This window comes from Ensifer sp. Root278 (genome assembly GCF_001429285.1).
GTDB lineage: Bacteria > Pseudomonadota > Alphaproteobacteria > Rhizobiales > Rhizobiaceae > Ensifer.
The window spans coordinates 63164-81704 of sequence record NZ_LMJJ01000040.1; the positions used below are offsets into that span (position 1 = coordinate 63164).

At 62.3% G+C, this 18541-nt stretch carries 14 protein-coding genes; 11 read left to right on the plus strand and 3 right to left on the minus strand.

The genetic code is table 11. The features are described 5' to 3' along the window. The first annotated feature begins 14 nt into the window (after positions 1-14). The 5 genes from ASE60_RS22125 (at position 15) to ASE60_RS22145 (ending at position 7469) form a co-directional block, all read left to right on the plus strand. Positions 15-1163, plus strand: a complete 1149-nt coding sequence (locus ASE60_RS22125) for a hypothetical protein (RefSeq protein ID WP_057253035.1) — start codon at positions 15-17, stop codon at positions 1161-1163. A 2-nt stretch (positions 1164-1165) separates the two neighbouring features. Continuing rightward, positions 1166-3085 (plus strand): AAA family ATPase, encoded by a 1920-nt coding sequence (locus ASE60_RS22130; protein WP_057253037.1) that lies wholly within the window; start codon positions 1166-1168, stop codon positions 3083-3085. A 16-nt stretch (positions 3086-3101) separates the two neighbouring features. After that, the gene (locus ASE60_RS22135; protein ID WP_057253039.1) at positions 3102-4391 is read left to right on the plus strand and encodes a DUF6638 family protein; all 1290 of its coding nucleotides are present in this window, start codon (positions 3102-3104) and stop codon (positions 4389-4391) included. A gap of 3 nt (positions 4392-4394) precedes the next feature. Then, complete coding sequence (locus ASE60_RS22140; protein WP_057253042.1) at positions 4395-5618, plus strand: DUF2333 family protein; 1224 nt, start codon at positions 4395-4397, stop codon at positions 5616-5618. 171 nt (positions 5619-5789) lie between these two features. Further along, on the plus strand, positions 5790-7469 hold the full coding sequence (locus ASE60_RS22145) for a formate--tetrahydrofolate ligase (protein WP_057253044.1): 1680 nt from the start codon (positions 5790-5792) through the stop codon (positions 7467-7469). 100 nt (positions 7470-7569) lie between these two features. On the opposite strand, the gene ASE60_RS22150 is transcribed toward ASE60_RS22145, so the two are convergent. Further along, positions 7570-8079 (minus strand): DUF1993 domain-containing protein, encoded by a 510-nt coding sequence (locus ASE60_RS22150; protein ID WP_057253046.1) that lies wholly within the window; start codon positions 8077-8079, stop codon positions 7570-7572. A gap of 243 nt (positions 8080-8322) precedes the next feature. Here ASE60_RS22150 and ASE60_RS22155 point away from each other — a divergent pair, with 243 nt between their 5' ends. Beyond that, positions 8323-8775: a thioesterase domain-containing protein gene (locus tag ASE60_RS22155; protein ID WP_057254323.1), complete on the plus strand. Its 453-nt coding sequence runs from the start codon at positions 8323-8325 to the stop codon at positions 8773-8775. A gap of 30 nt (positions 8776-8805) precedes the next feature. On the opposite strand, the gene ASE60_RS22160 is transcribed toward ASE60_RS22155, so the two are convergent. Then, entirely contained in the window at positions 8806-9726 is a 921-nt protein-coding gene (locus ASE60_RS22160) for an extensin family protein (protein WP_057253048.1), read from the minus strand. A 399-nt stretch (positions 9727-10125) separates the two neighbouring features. On the opposite strand from ASE60_RS22160, the gene ASE60_RS22165 reads away from it, so the two are divergent. The 3 genes from ASE60_RS22165 to ASE60_RS22170 all read left to right on the plus strand — a co-directional run bounded on the left by ASE60_RS22165 (position 10126) and on the right by ASE60_RS22170 (position 14701). Further along, complete coding sequence (locus ASE60_RS22165; protein WP_057253050.1) at positions 10126-12231, plus strand: TonB-dependent receptor; 2106 nt, start codon at positions 10126-10128, stop codon at positions 12229-12231. A 123-nt stretch (positions 12232-12354) separates the two neighbouring features. Further along, positions 12355-12399, plus strand: a complete 45-nt coding sequence (gene trpLE, locus ASE60_RS35270) for a trpE operon leader peptide TrpLE (RefSeq protein WP_192494823.1) — start codon at positions 12355-12357, stop codon at positions 12397-12399. Between the two features lie 112 nt (positions 12400-12511). Continuing rightward, positions 12512-14701, plus strand: a complete 2190-nt coding sequence (locus ASE60_RS22170) for an anthranilate synthase (RefSeq protein WP_057253052.1) — start codon at positions 12512-12514, stop codon at positions 14699-14701. 97 nt (positions 14702-14798) lie between these two features. On the opposite strand, the gene ASE60_RS22175 is transcribed toward ASE60_RS22170, so the two are convergent. Continuing rightward, positions 14799-15725: a LysR substrate-binding domain-containing protein gene (locus tag ASE60_RS22175; protein WP_057253054.1), complete on the minus strand. Its 927-nt coding sequence runs from the start codon at positions 15723-15725 to the stop codon at positions 14799-14801. Positions 15726-15902: 177 nt separating this feature from the next. On the opposite strand from ASE60_RS22175, the gene ASE60_RS22180 reads away from it, so the two are divergent. Then, the gene (locus ASE60_RS22180) at positions 15903-17477 is read left to right on the plus strand and encodes an MFS transporter (protein ID WP_192494798.1); all 1575 of its coding nucleotides are present in this window, start codon (positions 15903-15905) and stop codon (positions 17475-17477) included. 125 nt (positions 17478-17602) lie between these two features. After that, positions 17603-18520 (plus strand): cation diffusion facilitator family transporter, encoded by a 918-nt coding sequence (locus tag ASE60_RS22185; RefSeq protein WP_057253059.1) that lies wholly within the window; start codon positions 17603-17605, stop codon positions 18518-18520. Positions 18521-18541 lie beyond the last annotated feature (21 nt).

Below are 18541 nucleotides of genomic sequence, written 5' to 3' on the forward strand. Positions count from 1 at the left end.
CCACGGGGATTTGCATGAAAGTCGCGGCTTCATCCGCTGTCGCACAATATTTCGCGTCGATCCACGCCGCACTCGCCGGGCTCGAGCTCTTTCTCGGCGACCGCAACTCGCCGCTCTATCGCAACACCGTCGTCGGCGAAGTGATCGTCCCCTATCTCGGCCGGTTGAAGGCGTCGATCGACTGCTGGGAGAACCGCATCGGCTTCGTCGATCAGTTCCGGATCTCGCGCGCCGAAAGCGGTTTTCCGGTGTTCCAGAACGTGCTGGAACTGGAGAACGATCGCCAGACGGCGGCAAAGCGCCTCGCCGACATTCCCACGGCCGATGCGCTGAGGGACGAGATGGTCGATTTCATCCTCCGTCAGAAGGCCTTTCCCGAGGCGTTGCAGACGCGCATCGCCGAGCGGCTCTATCTGGAGCAGATCGGCAAGGGTGAGATCTTCTCGCCCTTTATCTTGCCGGAGACCATCCGCGTCGCCGTCAATTCCAAGACGATGCGTCCCTATTACATCGTGAGCTGGGGCGCCTTCGACGGCGCCAATACCCTGCCGATGGTCTACATGGCGACGATCGAGGATTCCTCCGAGAAGATCGTCGAGATGCTGGTGACCGAGGACGGCAAGCTCAATCCGCAGGTCGAGATCCCGTTGCCGGTTGGTGGTTTGCTCAATCCAGATCTCGCCAGCCGCTTCGACGATTTCGCCTCCAAGAACAGCAGCTATTCGCTGACCCCGGTGACGATCGCGACCAATCTCGACAAGGATTTTGACGAGCTCCATCCGAAGCAGCTGCGCCGCATCGTGCTCGGCCCGTTCTATTCTGCCGGGATCACCGAGAACAATGCGCGCATCAACGACATCCTCTCCAAGGTGCGAAAGACCGAGAATGCCTGGCTTCTGACCTGGACCGTGCAGGAGGTCTTCTCCAAGGCCGAAAGGCCCGCCAAACGCGGCTTCTGGTCATCGACGCCGGCGCAGGAGGAGTTCCACATCGATACCGCCAATCTGGAAGCGGCGCGCATGGGTGTCTCCTCCTACGAGAAGCACGCGCTGGTGCCGCACGACGCCTATCAGGCGCTCTATGCCGCCGGCGAGGCCGAACAGGTGTTCGGCGACTACAAGGTCCACGTCATTTCCGGCAACCAGGTCGTAAGCGAGGTTTGACGATGACACTCAATACGGGGCTGACGACGCTGCACGAGGACGACATCGCCAAGCATCAGGCGGTGGCGCAGGGGCTGGTGACGAAGCTCATCATTCTGGAGCGCGAGGATGCATCCGCCGGGACGACGCTTGCCGGCACCGGCCGCCGCTTCGTCTCGACGGTTTCGACCGGTGGCCAGCGGCGCACACGCGAAGTCGAGCTGACCAAGACCATTCAGTCAGTGCGCCAAGGCGATCCGATGTTGTCGCCGGCCCAGCACGCCGTGCTTTATCGCACACGCCGCGGTATTCAGGTGGCGCTCGCCGTGGCCGACGTCTTTGCGCGGCAGACAAACCTCGAGCAACTGCAGGCGAAAAACGCCACATCGCCGCTCGGAGGAGATGAGGCCAACCAGTTCAAGGCGCTGCTTTCGGCGTCTGCCTATGTCGCCGCGTTTACGCTTGCCGCCTATCTCGGCTCGACGCTTTCAGGTGAGGGCGAGCCGGTGGACGATGCGGTCGAGCCCGACTTTCTGTTCGACACGCCGCAGGACGCATTGAAGAGCCTCATCTCGGCGCTCGACCACGGCATTGCCGGGGCGCCTGACGATCTGGCGCTGACCGCCCGGGCGCGCGCCTTTTCGCGCGTGGCAGTCGAGGGGTTGATCGCGCGCAAGGCGCGGTTCACTGGACTGCAGAGCTTCGAGACCGTGCATATCCGGCTCGACCAGGACGATTTCACGCTGAACGGCTTCGATGTCGCACCGGGCCAGAAGCGCAAGCCGCTGGTGATGACCTTCAAGAAGCCCGAGGAGATCATCGGCAACCACATTGCCAAGTACCAGGCGTTGAAGCTTGCCAAGATGCTGATGGCCTATGACTTCGACCGGCAGATGAACCCCTTCGTCGAGCTTGGCGGCTTCCTCTTCACCTTCATCGGCGACGGCATGCCGGGCACCGGCAAGACGATCCTGATCCAGATGCTCGCCGGCATGCTCAACGAATATTGCGAGATTGCCGGCTACGCCTTCCATTACGAGAATTTCGGCGTTGACCAGATCTCCTCCTATCAGGGCAAATCGGGCCAGAACTGCAAGGAGTTCGTCAACAACGTCATCAACCCGCGCGCGATCGGCTTCGGCACGATCGACGATGTCGACCAGGTGGCGGCGAAGCGCTCCGACGATCGCGCTTCCGCCGGCCAGCATGAGGTGACGGCGGTGCTGATGGAGAGCTTCGCCGGTGCTTCGACGGTGGTGCGCGGCAATTGCACCTTCGGCATGTTCTCCAACTACCCTGAGAATGTCGACGATGCGCTGCGCCAGCGCGCCGGCGCCCGCTGGCTGGTCGACGGGCCGCAGACGGAAGACGATTATATCGACATCTTCGCGCTGCTCGTCGGCAAGAACCACAAGATCCCGCTCGGCGAACACCAATTGTTCGAGGGGCAGGAGATCAAGCGGGCCGTGTCGCAATCCTATGCCGAGCACGCGCGGCCGAAGGAGGATGGCCTCATCGCCGTCTGGGAGCGTTACCAGAAGGAACGCGGCACGCTCGCCTCGCTCGCCGATGTCGGCGCCTATCTGCACATGATCAAGGAGGCCGAGCCGCGTTTTACCGGCCGCGCGATCAAGAACATCACCGATGCGATCAAGCTGCGCGCCATGGACGTCGAGCTGCCGGATGACTGGTTCAGGGATGCCGGCTCGTTCATGCACAAGGGCTATGACGAGAAGAAAACGATGATCGAGGCGCTACGCGGCCCGATCACCATCGAGATGGTGCTGCAGGAGATCAACCGCTACGCCGACAGCGAATTCCGCTACACCGACAAATCCGACGATGCTGCCGTCACCGACATCATCCGTCGCGAGCGTCAGCGCGAAAAGGCGATCCACGAGATCGAGGCGATGAAGCGCGACGGCCGGTGGCAGGGGTTATGATGGGAAGAGCTGACCGATGAAACGCTTGCTCGAAGCCGAGCTCATCTATGGACGGCTGCTCGATGTCTCCGAGCCGCACCTGATCGCGCGTTACAACAAGGCACTCGAAGGCTTCGGCCTGCGCCCGACGGCGTTGACGGCGTTCAGCATCGACATGACCGGGTTTTCGCCCGAAATCGCTGACGAACTGGGTGACCGTGATTATCTCGATCCGAACCGGGTCAACCGCCGGTTCATCATCATGACACCGGATCAGGCGGAGCTGCCGGTCGTGCATACGAGCTTCTCCAATACGGCGGCGCTGATGCACGAATTCTTCAACGCCAACGGCCGCGCGATCAATGCGATCACGATCAAGGACGCGCTCTACGGCGAGATCGAGGATTCGGTTTCGGTCGTCGACGACATCGACGACCTGCTGTCGATCAACGAGGTGCGTTTCCGGGTGCTGTCGGCCGAGGACATGCTCGGCAAGGCCGCCGAACTCAGGGGCCTCGTCGACCGGCTGAAGAAAGTGCCGACGGCCTGGGCCGACGACGAGATGCTGAACCGCATGGTCGAGCTTGCCAAGCTCACCGGCGATATCCGCCAGAATGCGCTGGTGCCGGACCAGCTCGTCTTCCGCCACGAAGCCTTCTGGGCCAATCATTTCGGGGGCGTCTATGTCTTTCTCGACGACAAGACGACGACCGTGATCTGCGACCCCTCGGTCCCCGGCTTCCGCCGCTCGCGGCCATGGCAGGTCAGCTATATCGCCATCAACGATCATGCCCGGATCTACGACTTCCTCGCCTCGACCAAGCGGCTGCAATTGCCACAGGCGTCCTGGGTGGAGGAGTCGGGGCTCTATCAGCACCGGGCCGACATGATCGTGCGCGGGCTGATCGACGAAATTGACCCGACGGCCGATCTCGCCAATGCCGACCGGATCTGGCTGCAGACCTGGATGCACCGCAATGCGGCTGTCGTCGCGAGGGACGGGGCCTATCCGTTCCTGCAGGAGATGATCCGCATGGTTGCCGCGACCGGCACGATCAAGATGCAGGACGTGGCGCCGGCGAACCGCTTCATGCTGGTGCGCGCAGCACCCACCCATCCCGACCAGTGGCTGGTCAACCGACTGATTTCCCAGCTCGTGCCCCGCGATTTCGTCTCGCGCTTCGTCTTCGACAAGCAGGGTTTCTACGACGCCTACGAGCGCTATGGCGAAAGCTTCAAGGCCTATGTTGTGGCGACGCTGACGGGTTCATATCTCAAGGACAAGGCGGCCTTCCGCCACAAGCTTTACGGCCTCAGAGAGGAATAGGACATGTTCGATCCGATCGTTGCGTTTTTCCAGCGGGTCTTTACCGCGATCGGCCGCGGCATAGGTCTCGCCGTTGCCTGGCTGCTCTGGCCGTTCGTCGCGGCCGGTAACTGGTATCGGCAGCGGAGCTGGATCATCAAAGGACCAATCGGCATCGTTCTGCTCGGCCTCATCTTCCTCTACGGCTATTTCATCTGGCAGACGCAGGCCTGGACGAACTTCGATCCTGACTATGTCGAGCGTTACAAGCTGGCCGAGCACAAGGTGCCGGCGGGCTCGCCGAAGAGCGGCCCGGGCGCGACGACCGGCCAATCGACGACCGGTGCGGCGGCAACCAACCTTGCGGCGGCGGCTGCACCGCAGACCGAATCGACACCGGAGGCGCTGGCGGTGGTGCAATTGCCTGCCGGTACCGTGTGCCAGACCTCGGCAATCGTCGATGTCGCCGCCGACCTTATCGATTACAATGTCAACGAGAATGCGTGGATATCGTCGATGCTGCTCTACAAGCTCGGTTTCTTCGGGCTTGACTGGGACGACACGCCCTGGCTCGACAACAAGGCGTCGTTCCAGCGCGGCATCAACCAGGCGGTGCGCCGCACCTCGGTCGAGCTGGTCGATTCGCTTGGTCGCGTGCGCGGCACGTCCGGCATCAACAGCGACCTGCAGAGTGCGCGCGGCAATATCCAGTTCGATGAGGAGACCTGGTATTTCGGCCTGAACCCCTTTGGCCCGAAGACGCCGACGCCGAGCTTCTACCGGGCGGCGATGAAGGACCTCAGGGCCTTCAACATCTCGCTCGGCAAATGCGAAGCGATCTTCGACGGCCGCTCCGACAACCTCGTCGAATTCCTCGACCGTGTTGCCAACGATCTCGGCAACACCTCGGCGATCATTCGCGAACGGTCGGAAAACCACAATGGCGGCTGGTTCGACACGCGCGCCGACGACCGCTTCTGGTTCGCCTATGGCCAGCTCTACGGTTATTACGGCATTCTGTCGGCCGCCGGCGCCGACTTCGACAACGTCGTTGCCCAGCGCGGCCTGACGCCGATCTGGACGGAGACGATCAAGCAACTGCGCGCCGCATTGCGCATCCAGCCGCTGATCATCTCCAACGGCGAGGAGGCCGGCTGGATCATGCCGACGCATCTGGCGACGATGGGCTTCTATACGCTGAGGGTACGCTCGAACATCGTCGAAATGCGCGATATCCTCGCCCGATAGGGCGGAACGGCAAGGTGGCGCCTGAACTTCCGGGCGCTGCCGCAAACCTTACTTGAGTTAAAGCGGGATGCGGGCCGAAAACCGCAGACACGTTTCCTCATCCCGCTCCGGCATCGCGAACTGCGCCTTGAAAGGCGTGGACGAAAAACGACCCTGGGGAGGGGACATGTCATGACCGAGGTTAAGTCCGATATCGAGATTGCGCGTGCGGCGAAGAAAAAGCCGATCCTGGAGATAGGGGCGGCACTCGGCATCCCAGCGGAAGATCTGCTACCCTACGGCCACGACAAGGCGAAGATCGGTGCCGATTTCATCGCCCGCCAGCGCGAAAAGAAGAACGGCCACCTGATCCTGGTGACGGCGATCAATCCGACGCCGGCCGGCGAAGGCAAGACGACGACGACAGTCGGCCTCGGCGACGGGCTCAACCGCATCGGCAAGAAGGCGATCGTCTGCATCCGCGAGGCGTCGCTCGGCCCCTGCTTTGGCATCAAGGGCGGAGCCGCCGGCGGCGGTTACGCACAGGTGGTGCCCATGGAGGACATGAACCTCCATTTCACCGGCGATTTCCACGCCATTACTTCAGCGCACAATCTGCTCGCGGCGCTGCTCGACAATCACATCTACTGGGGCAACGAGCAGAATGTCGACATCCGCCGCATCGCCTGGCGTCGCGTTATGGACATGAACGACCGGGCACTGCGCAGCATTGTCGGGCCGCTCGGTGGTGTCGCGAATGGTTATCCGCGCGAGACCGGTTTCGACATCACCGTTGCATCCGAGGTCATGGCCATCCTCTGCCTGGCAACCGATCTGAAGGATCTCGAGAAGCGCCTCGGCAATATCATCGTCGGCAACCGACGCGACAAGAGCCCGGTGTTTGCGCGTGACATCAAGGCCGATGGCGCGATGGCGGTGCTGCTCAAGGACGCGATGCAGCCGAACCTGGTGCAGACATTGGAAAACAATCCGGCCTTCGTGCATGGTGGTCCCTTCGCCAACATCGCCCATGGCTGCAATTCGGTGATCGCCACGACGACGGCGCTGAAGCTCGCCGACTATGTGGTCACCGAAGCCGGCTTCGGCGCCGATCTCGGTGCGGAAAAATTCTTCGACATCAAGTGCCGCAAGGCGGGGCTGAAGCCCGATGCCGCGGTGATCGTCGCCACCGTCAGGGCGATCAAGATGAATGGCGGCGTCAAGAAGGACGATCTCGGCAAGGAAAACCTGGAGGCCCTGCGCAAGGGCTGCGCCAACCTTGGCCGGCATGTGCAGAACGTCAAGAAGTTCGGCGTTCCCGCGATCGTCGCGATCAACCACTTCACCTCCGACACCGAGGCCGAGATTCAGGCGATCAAGGACTATGTGACGACACTCGGTGCCGACGCCGTGCTCTGCCGGCATTGGGCCGAGGGGTCGGCGGGAATCGAAGAACTGGCGCGCAAGGTGGCGGATCTGGCCGAGGGCGGCCATTCGCAGTTCTCGCCGCTCTATCCGGATGACATGCCGCTCTTCCACAAGATCGAAACTATCGCCAAGGACATCTATCATGCGAGCGAAGTGATCGCCGACAAGTCGGTGCGCGATCAACTGCACACCTGGGAGAACCAGGGCTATGGCCACCTGCCGATCTGCATGGCCAAGACGCAATATTCCTTCTCGACCGACCCGAACCTGCGCGGCGCGCCGAGTGGCCATGCGGTGCCGATCCGCGAGGTGCGGCTTGCGGCCGGCGCCGGTTTTATCGTGGTCATCACCGGCGAGATCATGACCATGCCCGGCCTTCCCAAAGTGCCGTCGTCGGAGAAGATCTTCCTGAACGAGCAGGGTTACATCGAGGGGCTGTTCTAGAGCGACCGACCGGCCTGATCGAAACAACGCCGCGCATCCGGCGGGATGCGCGGCGTTGTCGTGTTTTGCATTTGCCTTGTCTTGGCTTCCGGAACGGACGTTAGGCAGTGAGGCTGAGGAAGTCGGCCTTGCCGATCGAGGCGCCCTTGTGGCGCAGGATGTCGTAGGCCGTCGTCAGGTGGAAATAGAAGTTTGGCAGAACGAATCTCAACAGATACTCTTCGCCCGTGAGCGTCACTTTCAGGGTCGGGAAGTTGAGGACGACCTCACGGCTGCCGCTATCTTCCAGGTCGACGGGGCGCACAGTTTCAAGAAAAGCAACCGTATTGGCGATGCGCTGACGCAGTTCGTCCAGGGTCTTTTCCTCGTCCGGAAAACGGGGAACCTCGATCGAAGTCAGGCGGCCGACCAGACCCTTGCTCGTGTCGCTCACACGCTGCACCTGGCCGGCAAGCGTCAGCATGTCCGGCGCCAGCCGGGCATTGACGAGATCATCGGGGGAGATGCCGTTGTCGCGCGCATAAGCCTCGGCCTTGTCGAGCAGTTTGGTGAGCACACCAAGGCCGCGAATGAATGCGGGAATGGAGAGCTGGTAGATCGTCAATGCCATGACACATTTCCTTGAGACTGGGCGCAAAACGGGTGGATTTTCCTCATGCCTGTATTTGGGAGCCGGGGTGCCGTCCTGCAAGGCGCGCCGACCGGTATCTTTATGGTTACGAGGCTGGCGGGAGGCGACTGAACTTGGGCCTGCGGCTCTGGCCAGGACATGGGGTCTCGTGCATTGATCGGAGGCGACCTTTGCGCGACACGCAAGGCGTACGCCGCTGTAGCAGACACAATGGACACCGCCATGACGCCCCAGGATTTGCAGACCTATCTTCACGCCCATATCCCGCTTTCGGCGGCGATGCAGGTTCAGGTGGAGGACGTAGCGGAAGACCATATCCTGCTCTCGGCGCCCCTGGCACCCAACATCAATCACCGCGAGACGGTGTTCGGCGGCAGCGCCTCGGCGCTATCGATCCTGTCGGCTTGGTCGCTCCTGCATGTGCGGTTGCGCAAAAGCGGCGTGGCTGCGCGCCTGGTGATCCAGAGCAACCGCATGGACTATCTAAAGCCGGTGGCCGGTGCCTTTTCGGCTCGCTCGTCGCTAGCGAATGCCGGGCAATGGCCGAGCTTTCTGCGATTGCTCGAACGGCGGGGCAGGGCGCGGGCCGTGGTCGTTGCCGACCTGCTTGACGGTGGAGAGGTGGCCGGGCGTTTCGAGGGCGAGTTTGTCGCCCTCGGCTATGGCAATGACTGAGTTGCGGCGACCGGGCCAGGTGATCCCCGCCTAGCGGCAATAGCGATAGTCGTTGCGCCGATCGATCACGTCGAGATGCAGGTGGGTTTCGTGGGCGGCGTCGCTGCCGGGATCGAGCACAGTCTTGAAATACAGACAGGCCGAGGCGGTGACCGCGCGCTGGAAGGCGCCGTCCATCGTGCCATCCTCGTCGCGCGGTTGGATGGCGATCGTCGTTCCGTCGCTCAAGCGGAAGGACGCGATGTCGACGGCGTTGCCGTGGGCATGTTCGGAGATCTTGCCTGACGTTGCATTGTTGCGCAGGCGGCAGATATAGGTCGACGCCTGGTTCAGCGCCTTGATCTTGATGTTCTTGTCGAAGGCGACCTCGGCAGCCGGCTGGGCCGCTTCCTTTGTCCAGCGTGCCAGCGCCAGCGCCGTTTCGCACCGCATCACTCCCTTCGGCGCGAGCGTAACGTCGGGCAGAATGCTGGTGACCTCCAGTGGCTTGTCGATGCCGCAGCCCTTGCCGTCGTCGATGCGCTTGGCTTCGACAAACGTCGCGCCAACCGCTTTCAGGTCGGCGAGGCACTTGGCATATTCGGCAGCATTCTCCGTCTCGACCGGTGGATAGACGATTGGCGCCGGTGCGGGCTCGGCATCCTTCTTCTCGTCGGCGCGCTGGTCCTTTTCGTCCGCCGGCAGCTTCTTGTCCTTTGTCGATTGCTCGTCTCCATCCGCCTGCTTCGGCTGCGGAACGGGCTGTTCGCCGTTGGCTGCCGTCGGCCCTTTCTCCGTCGCGCCCTTGCCGTCGTCCGCCGGTGCCGCCGGCTTCTTGTCGGGTGTGGGAACAGCCTCTTCCGCTCCTGCATCCGTCGGCGGCTTTTCTATCGGGATGGGGCCGTGTTTCGGCAGGCTGGCGCCCGTCAGGATCAGGAGTGACAGCAGGATCAAGGGGAAAGAGCGACGCATCCAGTACCTTTCTCACTGCCCGCGCGGCGGGCTTTGAGCGGAGGGAACGCGCAGAACCGGATCTGGTTTCATGAGATCGCGATGTTTTGGTTGGAATCGACCAAATCATAAACGTGACCGATTCCAATAAATTAGAGCGGGATGCGGGCGGAAGGCCGCATGCACTTTTCCTCGTCCGCTCCAACTCTCCGGCAAAAGCGTTGCAGTTCGGCAACGCCTCGAATTGGCACGACCCCACAAATTGTGGGGAGTATCTTTGTATGTTGACAATTATACTCATGTTTTTTATGCGGCATAAATGAGGCGACGACATGTCGCAACGCCCAGAACGCGCCCAGCCAGCCCCTTGAGTTTGCCGCTCAACAGCAAGCCCGGCCTCGAACCTCAAAGGATTGGTCCATGCTCACCCGGCATCGTCGCCAGGCCCTGTTGGCTTGCACGACAACTCTTGCAATTTCAGTCGCTACCGTCGCATTCGCCCAGAGTTCGACAAACCAGGCAAAGCCGGAAGAGAAAAAGGCCGAGGAGACCAAGAAGGGCGAAACCTACCTGTCGCCGATCGTTGCCAAGGGCTCACGCACCGCTGACCCCTATGCGAAGGCCGGCCCGGTCAGTGTCGTCACGTCCGACCAGATCGACCTGCAATCCGGTCTCGAGACCGACGACCTGCTGCGCGGCGTTCCCGGCACGTCAACCGCCAACAACCCGCAGAACCCGGGCGTCGCCGTCAACATCCGTGGCTTCGAGGGTTCCGGCCGCGTCAACATGATGATCGACGGTGTGCGCCAGAACTTCCGCTTCACCGGCCATGAAGCCCAGGGCCTTGCCTATTTCGATCCGGCATTCCTTTCCGAGATCGACGTCACCCGCGGTGCCGTCACCGGTGTCGGCGGCGGTGCTTTGGCCGGTTCGGTCAACTTCAAGACCTACGACGTCGAAGACCTGATCCAGGACGGCAAGAACTACGGCGGCATCGCTTCTGCCACCTACGGCAGCAACGAGGCCGGCTGGTCGGAATCTTTGATCGGTGCCTATCGTTTCAACGACGTCTTCTCGGTGCTCGGCGGCATCAGCAAGGCTGATCCCGGCAACTACGACAACGGCAACGGCGTAACGGTGCCTTACACCGAGGAAGACCTGCTTTCCGGCCTGTTGAAGTTCGAGGTGACTCCGGATCAGGACCACACCTTCAAGCTCACCGGCATCACCTATGACAACGACTTCTTCGCGAACTCCTACTTCCAGAACGTGAAGAACCAGACCGTTTCGGCCAGCTATTCCTACACGCCGGACAACGAACTCATCGATTTCCGGGCCAATGCCTATTGGAACCGGCTGAAGATGAAGTACGACACCGATGTTCGCGGTGGCGGCACGGCGGCCGGTCGCCGCATCACCGACACGGGCAAGGGCTTCGATATCTCGAACACCTCGCTGTTCGATCTCGGTGAGGTTGCCGTCCGGGCGAACTACGGCGTCGAATATTTCCGCGACGACTATGACGTCATCAACAGCACGGCGCGCCCGTCTGGCGGCGTCAACGGCAGCGGCACCAATGCCACGACCGGCGTCTTCAGCAACACGACCTTCACCTATGGTATCGTCGATCTGACGGCCGGCCTGCGGTGGGATCACTTCAGCCTCGATGGTTCCGGCGCCGTGGTGCGAGGCAACCCGATCGGCCTGCCGGCGGGTCCCTACACGGTCGACAAGTCCGACGGCCGTCTCAATCCGAGCGTCACGGTCGCGCTCAACCCGACGGACTGGTTCCAGCCCTACGTGACCTACGCCGAGACCTCGCGTTCGCCGACCGTCAACGAGACCTTCGCCGGCGGCACGCACCCGGGTACGACCGGCCAGTCGTTCTTCCCCAATCCGTTCCTCGAGCCTGAAATCTCGAAGGGCTGGGAAATCGGCGCGAACTTCACCTTCGACGGGCTGCTCGATCCCAGCGACAGCCTGCGTGTGAAGGCGAACTACTTCCACAACCGCATCGACAACTACATCACCGCAGCGCTGCTGGGTGGTGGTCGCCAGATCTTCTTCGTCAACAATCCCGGCACCTCGACGGTGCAGGGCTTCGAACTCCAGGCGGCCTACGATGCCGGCTATGTCTTCGGTGATCTCGCCTACACCTACACCGACAGCAATTTGCCTTCCCAGGTGAACGGGTTCGGTGTCCAGAGCTACCTGCCTGATAACATCATCAGCGCAACGCTCGGTGCGCGCTTCCTCGAAGACCAGCGCCTGACGGTCGGCACGCGGCTCTATGCGGTGTCGAACGCATTCGTCGGCGAGATCAACCGCACGCCGCCGAACGTTCCGGGCTATGGCCTCGTCGACCTCTTCGCGAACTACAAGTTCGAGAACGGCTTCGAGGTGACGGCGACGGTGACGAACCTGTTCGACAAGACCTACACGCCGTCGTCGAGCACGATTGCAGGCAGCACGATCGATACGGGCCGCGGCCGCACCTTCCTGGTTACGGCGAAGGCGAAGTTCTGATAGGATCAGATCAACTCCAGTCGGGCGGCTCGCAAGAGCCGCCTCTTTTTTTGATCGATCCGTGATATCCGGCGCGGCTTTCCCGCTTGCGCAAGGCATCAACCCACGCTAACACTTTCGCCCATGGAAAATGCACGCAACATTTCGACCTGGTGGTGGGCTCGCTGAAGCGGCCTTGACCAGTCATGCGTGATTGAGAGATGAAGCCGCCCGGAGATTTCGAGGCGGCTTTTTTCATGTTTGGGCCGCTCAAGGACCGGGCTTTTACGGAGCGAGGCGAATGGCAACGGTAATTCTCGAGGGCGGAGCGGAGAGCTACACCGCCAAAGGCGGCATCGTGGTGACGCGCAGGCGACGCGAAGCCTCCTATACGCAGGCGATCGCGAGCTATGTGGACAAGCTCGATGAACGCCGCGGCGCGGTGTTTTCCTCCAACTATGAATATCCCGGCCGCTACACCCGTTGGGACACGGCCGTCGTCGATCCGCCGCTCGGCATTTCCTCGTTCGGCCGCGCGCTCTGGATCGAAGCCTATAACGACCGTGGCGAAGTGCTGCTGTCGATCATCGCCGAGCACCTGAAGACAGTCGCGGACATCACCCTCGGCGCCTCGACCAGCCGCCGCCTCGATCTGACGATCAATCAGCCTGACCGCGTCTTCACCGAGGAAGAGCGCTCGAAGATGCCGACGGTGTTCAGCGTGCTGCGCGCCGTCACCAATCTCTTCCATTCGGCCGAGGACGCGAGCCTCGGCCTTTATGGCGCCTTCGGCTACGATCTCGCCTTCCAGTTCGACGCGATCGACCTGAAGCTCAAGCGTCCCGACGACCAGCGCGACATGGTGCTGTTCCTGCCGGACGAGATCCTCGTCGTCGACCACTATGCCGCCAAGGCCTGGATCGACCGCTACGATTTCGCCAAGGATGGCAAGACGACCGAAGGCAAGGCGGACGAGATCGCGAGCGAACCATTCCAGACAGTCGACAGCATCCCGCCGCATGGCGACCATCGCCCCGGCGAATACGCCGAGCTCGTCGTCAAGGCGAAGGAGAGCTTCCGCCGTGGCGATCTGTTCGAAGTGGTGCCCGGCCAGAAGTTCTTCGAGCGCTGCGAGAGCAAGCCTTCGGAAATCTCCAATCGGCTGAAGGCGATCAATCCGTCGCCCTATTCCTTCTTCATCAATCTCGGAAACCAGGAATATCTGGTCGGCGCTTCGCCGGAAATGTTCGTTCGCGTTTCCGGCCGCCGCATCGAGACCTGCCCGATCTCGGGTACGATCAAGCGCGGCGACGACCCGATCGCCGACAGCGAGCAGATACTGAAGCTCTTGAATTCCAAGAAGGACGAATCCGAGCTCACCATGTGCTCGGACGTCGACCGCAACGACAAGAGCCGCGTCTGCGTGCCCGGCTCGGTCAAGGTCATCGGCCGCCGCCAGATCGAGATGTATTCGCGCCTGATCCACACGGTCGACCATATCGAAGGGCGGCTGCGCGACGATATGGATGCCTTCGACGGCTTCCTCAGTCACGCCTGGGCGGTGACGGTCACCGGTGCGCCGAAGCTTTGGGCCATGCGCTTTATCGAAAGCCATGAGAAGAGCCCGCGTGCATGGTATGGTGGCGCGATCGGCATGGTCGGCTTCAACGGCGACATGAACACGGGCCTGACGCTGCGCACGATCCGCATCAAGGACGGCATCGCCGAGGTCAGGGCAGGGGCGACGCTGCTCTACGATTCAAACCCGGAAGAAGAAGAAGCCGAAACCGAACTGAAGGCCTCCGCCATGATCGCTGCCATTCGCGATGCGAAATCCGCCAACGCCGGCAAGGCAAGCCGCGACGTTGCGGCGGTCGGCGCCGGCGTCAACATCCTGCTCGTCGACCACGAAGACAGCTTCGTTCATACGCTCGCGAACTATTTCCGCCAGACTGGGGCAACCGTCACGACGGTACGCACGCCGGTCGCGGAAGAGATCTTCGATCGCGTCAAGCCGGATCTCGTCGTGCTTTCGCCAGGACCCGGCAATCCGAAAGATTTCGACTGCAGGGCAACGATCAAGAAGGCGCGGGCCCGCGAACTGCCGATTTTCGGCGTCTGCCTCGGTCTGCAGGCGCTTGCCGAAGCCTATGGCGGGGACCTGCGCCAACTCGCGATCCCGATGCACGGCAAGCCGTCGCGCATCCGCGTGCTGGAACCGGGCATCGTCTTCTCCGGTCTCGGCAAGGAAGTGACCGTCGGGCGCTACCACTCGATCTTCGCCGATCCGTCGAGCTTGCCTAACGACTTCATGATTACAGCTGAAAGCGAAGACGGCACGATCATGGGTATCGAGCACACCAAGGAACCGGTGGCTGCAGTGCAGTTTCACCCGGAATCGATCATGACGCTTGGCGGCGACGCCGGCATGCGGATGATCGAGAACGTCGTGGCGCATCTTGCCAAGCGCGCCAAGATCAAGGCCGCCTGAGCATTCCCGCATTCGGGCGATGCTGACGTTGGGAAGATCTTGACGATATTGAAGAACCAAGGGGCCGCTTCCGTCATGGAGGTGGCCCTTTTTGTTCCTACCGTGTCGCCTGAATGGCTGGCGCGCGCTCGCAGCGATCGGCAAAAAGCCGCTCGCCCAGGAAATCGACGAACACGCGCACCTTTGGCGATAGATGGCGGTTTGACAGCCAGAGGAGGTGAAACTGTCCGGGAGCGTCGAGATAGGCGTCGAGCACCGTGCGGAGCCGGCCGTCACTGAGTGGCTGGCGCGCGAGGAAATCCGGCAGGCAGCCGATGCCGAGACCGCTGAGGACGGCGCCGCTGAGCGCCTCCATGTTGTTGCTGGTGAGCACGGTCTTGATCTGCGGTCCGGGTCCGTCTGAGGGCATGGCGATCGGCCATTCCTGCAGCTTCCGGCTGTTGGGAAAACGGAAGCGGATCGCATGGTGCCCGTCGAGGTCACGCGGGCATTCGGGTGTGCCGTGCCGATCGAGATAGGCGGGGGCGGCGCAGAGCAGAAGCTGGAACGGTCGCAGCGCCCGGGTCATCAGCCGGGAATCCGGCAGCACGCCGCTGCGGACGGCGACGCCGACTTCCTCGTCGATCAGATCGACGATGCGATCGTTGAAGTCGAGGTCGAGCTCGATTTCGGGGTGGCGCCGCACGAACTCCGGCAGCACCGGCAGCAGCAAATGGTAGCTGACGATCGGCACGCTGACGCGCAACCGACCGCGTGGAACGGCCACGGCCTCGGCCAATGAGGCTTCGGCATCGTCGAGGTCGTCGAGGATGCGGCGGCAGCGCTCGTGAAAGAGGCGTCCCTCCTCGGTCAGCCGGATACTACGGGTCGAGCGCTGCAGCAGGCGCACGCCGAGCTGCTTTTCGAGAGCAGTGACTGCCTTGCCGACCGCGGAGGCGGACAGGCCGAGCACGCGCCCAGCGGCGACGAAGCTGCCGAGATCGGCGGTGCGCACGAAGGCGGTCAATCCACTCAGGCGATCCATTGCTGACTTCCTATTCGAGCGTTCTGTTCCGGTATGCCTGTCCTCTTGGCACAATTCTCAGCCGATTATGGCGAAACTATCCTGCATTCGTCAATCGATGCCCAAGCGGCGGACGTCCAGCTGCAGGTTTCCAGGAAGTCTGTGTGGGTATCTCCTTTGCTCCAACGGATGGACGATATGAGAGAAAAGTTCAAAGACGGGCGCGGACGCCGGTTCGTGCTGCTCGCGGTTTGCTGCGCGGCGGCCGCGATGCCGCTCACCTTCACGGGACCAGCCGTGGCGTTGCCGGCGATCAGCCGCAGCCTCGGCGCCGATCCGATCGCGCTCAATTGGGTCACCAATGCCTTCATGCTGACCTTCGGCAGTTCGCTGATGGCGGCAGGCGCAGTTGCCGACAGTTTCGGTCGCAAGCGCGTCTTCCTCGGCGGTCTTGCCGCGTTCCTGCTGTTCTCTGCTGCTCTGGCATTCGCCGGCAATATCGTCTGGTTCGACGTGTTGCGAGCGCTTCAAGGGATAGGGGCAGCCGCCGCCTTCTCCGGCGGCATGGCCTCGCTCGCCCAGGAGTTCGAAGGAAACGAGCGGCTGAGAGCCTTCAGCCTCGTTGGCGCCAGCTTCGGCGTCGGCCTCGCCTTCGGGCCAATCGCCTCGGGCCTGATGGTCGAGGCCTTCGGGTGGCCCGCGATCTTCCTGCTCGTCGTTGCTCTTGCTGGCCTGGCGCTGGCACTCGGAGCGGTTTTCATGCGGGAGACGTGGGATCCGGATGCCACCGGCCTCGACTGGAAGGGAGCTGCGAGTTTCACCGCGGCGCTGACTGCGCTCACCTTCGGCATTTTGCAGGCACCGGAAAGCGGCTGGAGCCACCCGCTCGTGGTCGCCATGTTCGCGGCCTCCGTACTTTTCTTTCTGGCCTTCTGGCGGATCGAGCGGTCGGTCGCGCGGCCCATGCTCGATCTGACGCTTTTTCGCTATCCACGCTTCGTCGGCGTGCAATTGCTTGCGGCAGCTCCCGCCTATGGCTTCGTCGTCCTACTCATCCTGCTTCCCGTGCGTTTCATCGGTATCGAGGGCATGAGCGCGGTCTCAGGTGGCCAGATGATGATCGCGATGTCTGCGCCGCTTCTGATCCTGCCAATTGCCGCAGGCCTGTTGACGCGCTGGTTCACGCCGGCAGCGATCTGTGGAGCGGGCTTGCTGTTCTCGGCGGCAGGGCTCTTCTGGCTAAGCCGGTTTCCGGTGGGTTCCGAGCCGACCGTGCTGCTCGCACCTCTGCTGCTGATAGGACTTGGCATCAGCCTGCCTTGGGGGCTGATGGACGGGCTTGCCGTCAGCGTCGTGCCGAAGGAGCGCGCGGGCATGGCGACGGGGATCTTCAGCACCACGCGTGTCGCAGGCGAGGGGGTTGCGCTCGCGATCGTGAGCGCAGTTCTCTCCGCGCTCACCGCTTCGAACCTGGGGCCGGAGGCCGGCGCGAATGCCGCTGCAATGGCCCAGCGCGTCGTGACTGGCAACCTTACGGACGCAGCGCTGCTTGCACCGCAGACATCGCACGTCGTTCTCCTCCACGCCTATGGCGATGCGTTCAGTGCCTTGCTTTGGCTGCTGACTGGCATCACGGTTGCGACCGCAGCCGTCGTGTTCTTCTTCATTGGCCGGGGTAGCAAGGTTGCCGACGGCGACGAAATCGAAGCCAAGCTGTTGGCCCTCGAGGTCATTGCCTGCGGAGAAACCGGAGCCAGCCGAACCAAGCTTTGACAAGAGGGGCCCAATCGCTCATATGCTTAGCGATAGACCGCCTGCGCGAAATTCGCGCGGGCGGTTTTGCGTTTCAATGGGCTTGCGTTTGCAACTCGTTTGCATCTGCATAGGGAATGATAAAAATGTCTGCGTCCGACAACAGAACCGTCCTGCGGCTTGCCTTTTGGGGCATTCCGCTGTCTCTGGCCGTGCTGGGGCTGAAGCTTCTTGCCTGGTGGCTCACCGGCTCGGTGGCCCTTTTGTCCGATGGTCTCGAATCCACGGTCAACGTGATCGCTGCAGTGATCGCCTATCTGATGATCGGTTATGCTTCCAAGCCGGCGGATGCCGGCCATCCCTTTGGCCACCATAAGGCGGAGTATTTTTCAGCCGTCATCGAAGGCGTGCTGATCGTCGTTGCAGCTCTTTTGATCGTCTGGGAAGCGGTGCCGGCGATCATGGCGCCGGTGGTGATGGAAGCGCCGGCTCTGGGCCTGGCGATCAACTTCGCCGCGGGTGTCGTCAACGCCATCTGGGCCTATGTGCTGATCACAGCCGGCCGCAACCATCGCTCGCCGGCGCTGAGTGCCGATGGTCACCATATCCTGTCGGATGTCGTCACCTCGATCGGCGTTCTCGTCGGCCTCGTGCTTGCCATCGCGACCGGCTACGCGATCCTCGACCCCCTGCTCGCCGTCGTCGTCGCCTGCAACATCCTCTTCCAGGGCTGGATGGTGATCTCGCGTTCGATCGATGGATTGATGGACCGGGCGGTTTCGGTGGAAGAGGAAGAGGCGATCAAGCAGGCGATCGCCGCCAATGCCGCGGGGTCGCTCGGCGTGCACGATCTCAAGACCCGTCAGGCCGGTCCGGCCATCTTTGTGGACTTCCACATGGTCGTGCCGGAAGCGATGCCGGTCGGCGAGGCGCACGATATCTGCGACCGGATCGAGGATGCGATCCGTGTGGTGCATCCGGGCGCCAGGATAGCGATCCATGTGGAGCCGGAGGGCGAGAAGGCGCACGGCGTGCGCGTCAAGACGACGTCAGCGCGCCATTGAAAACACAAACGGCCGATATCG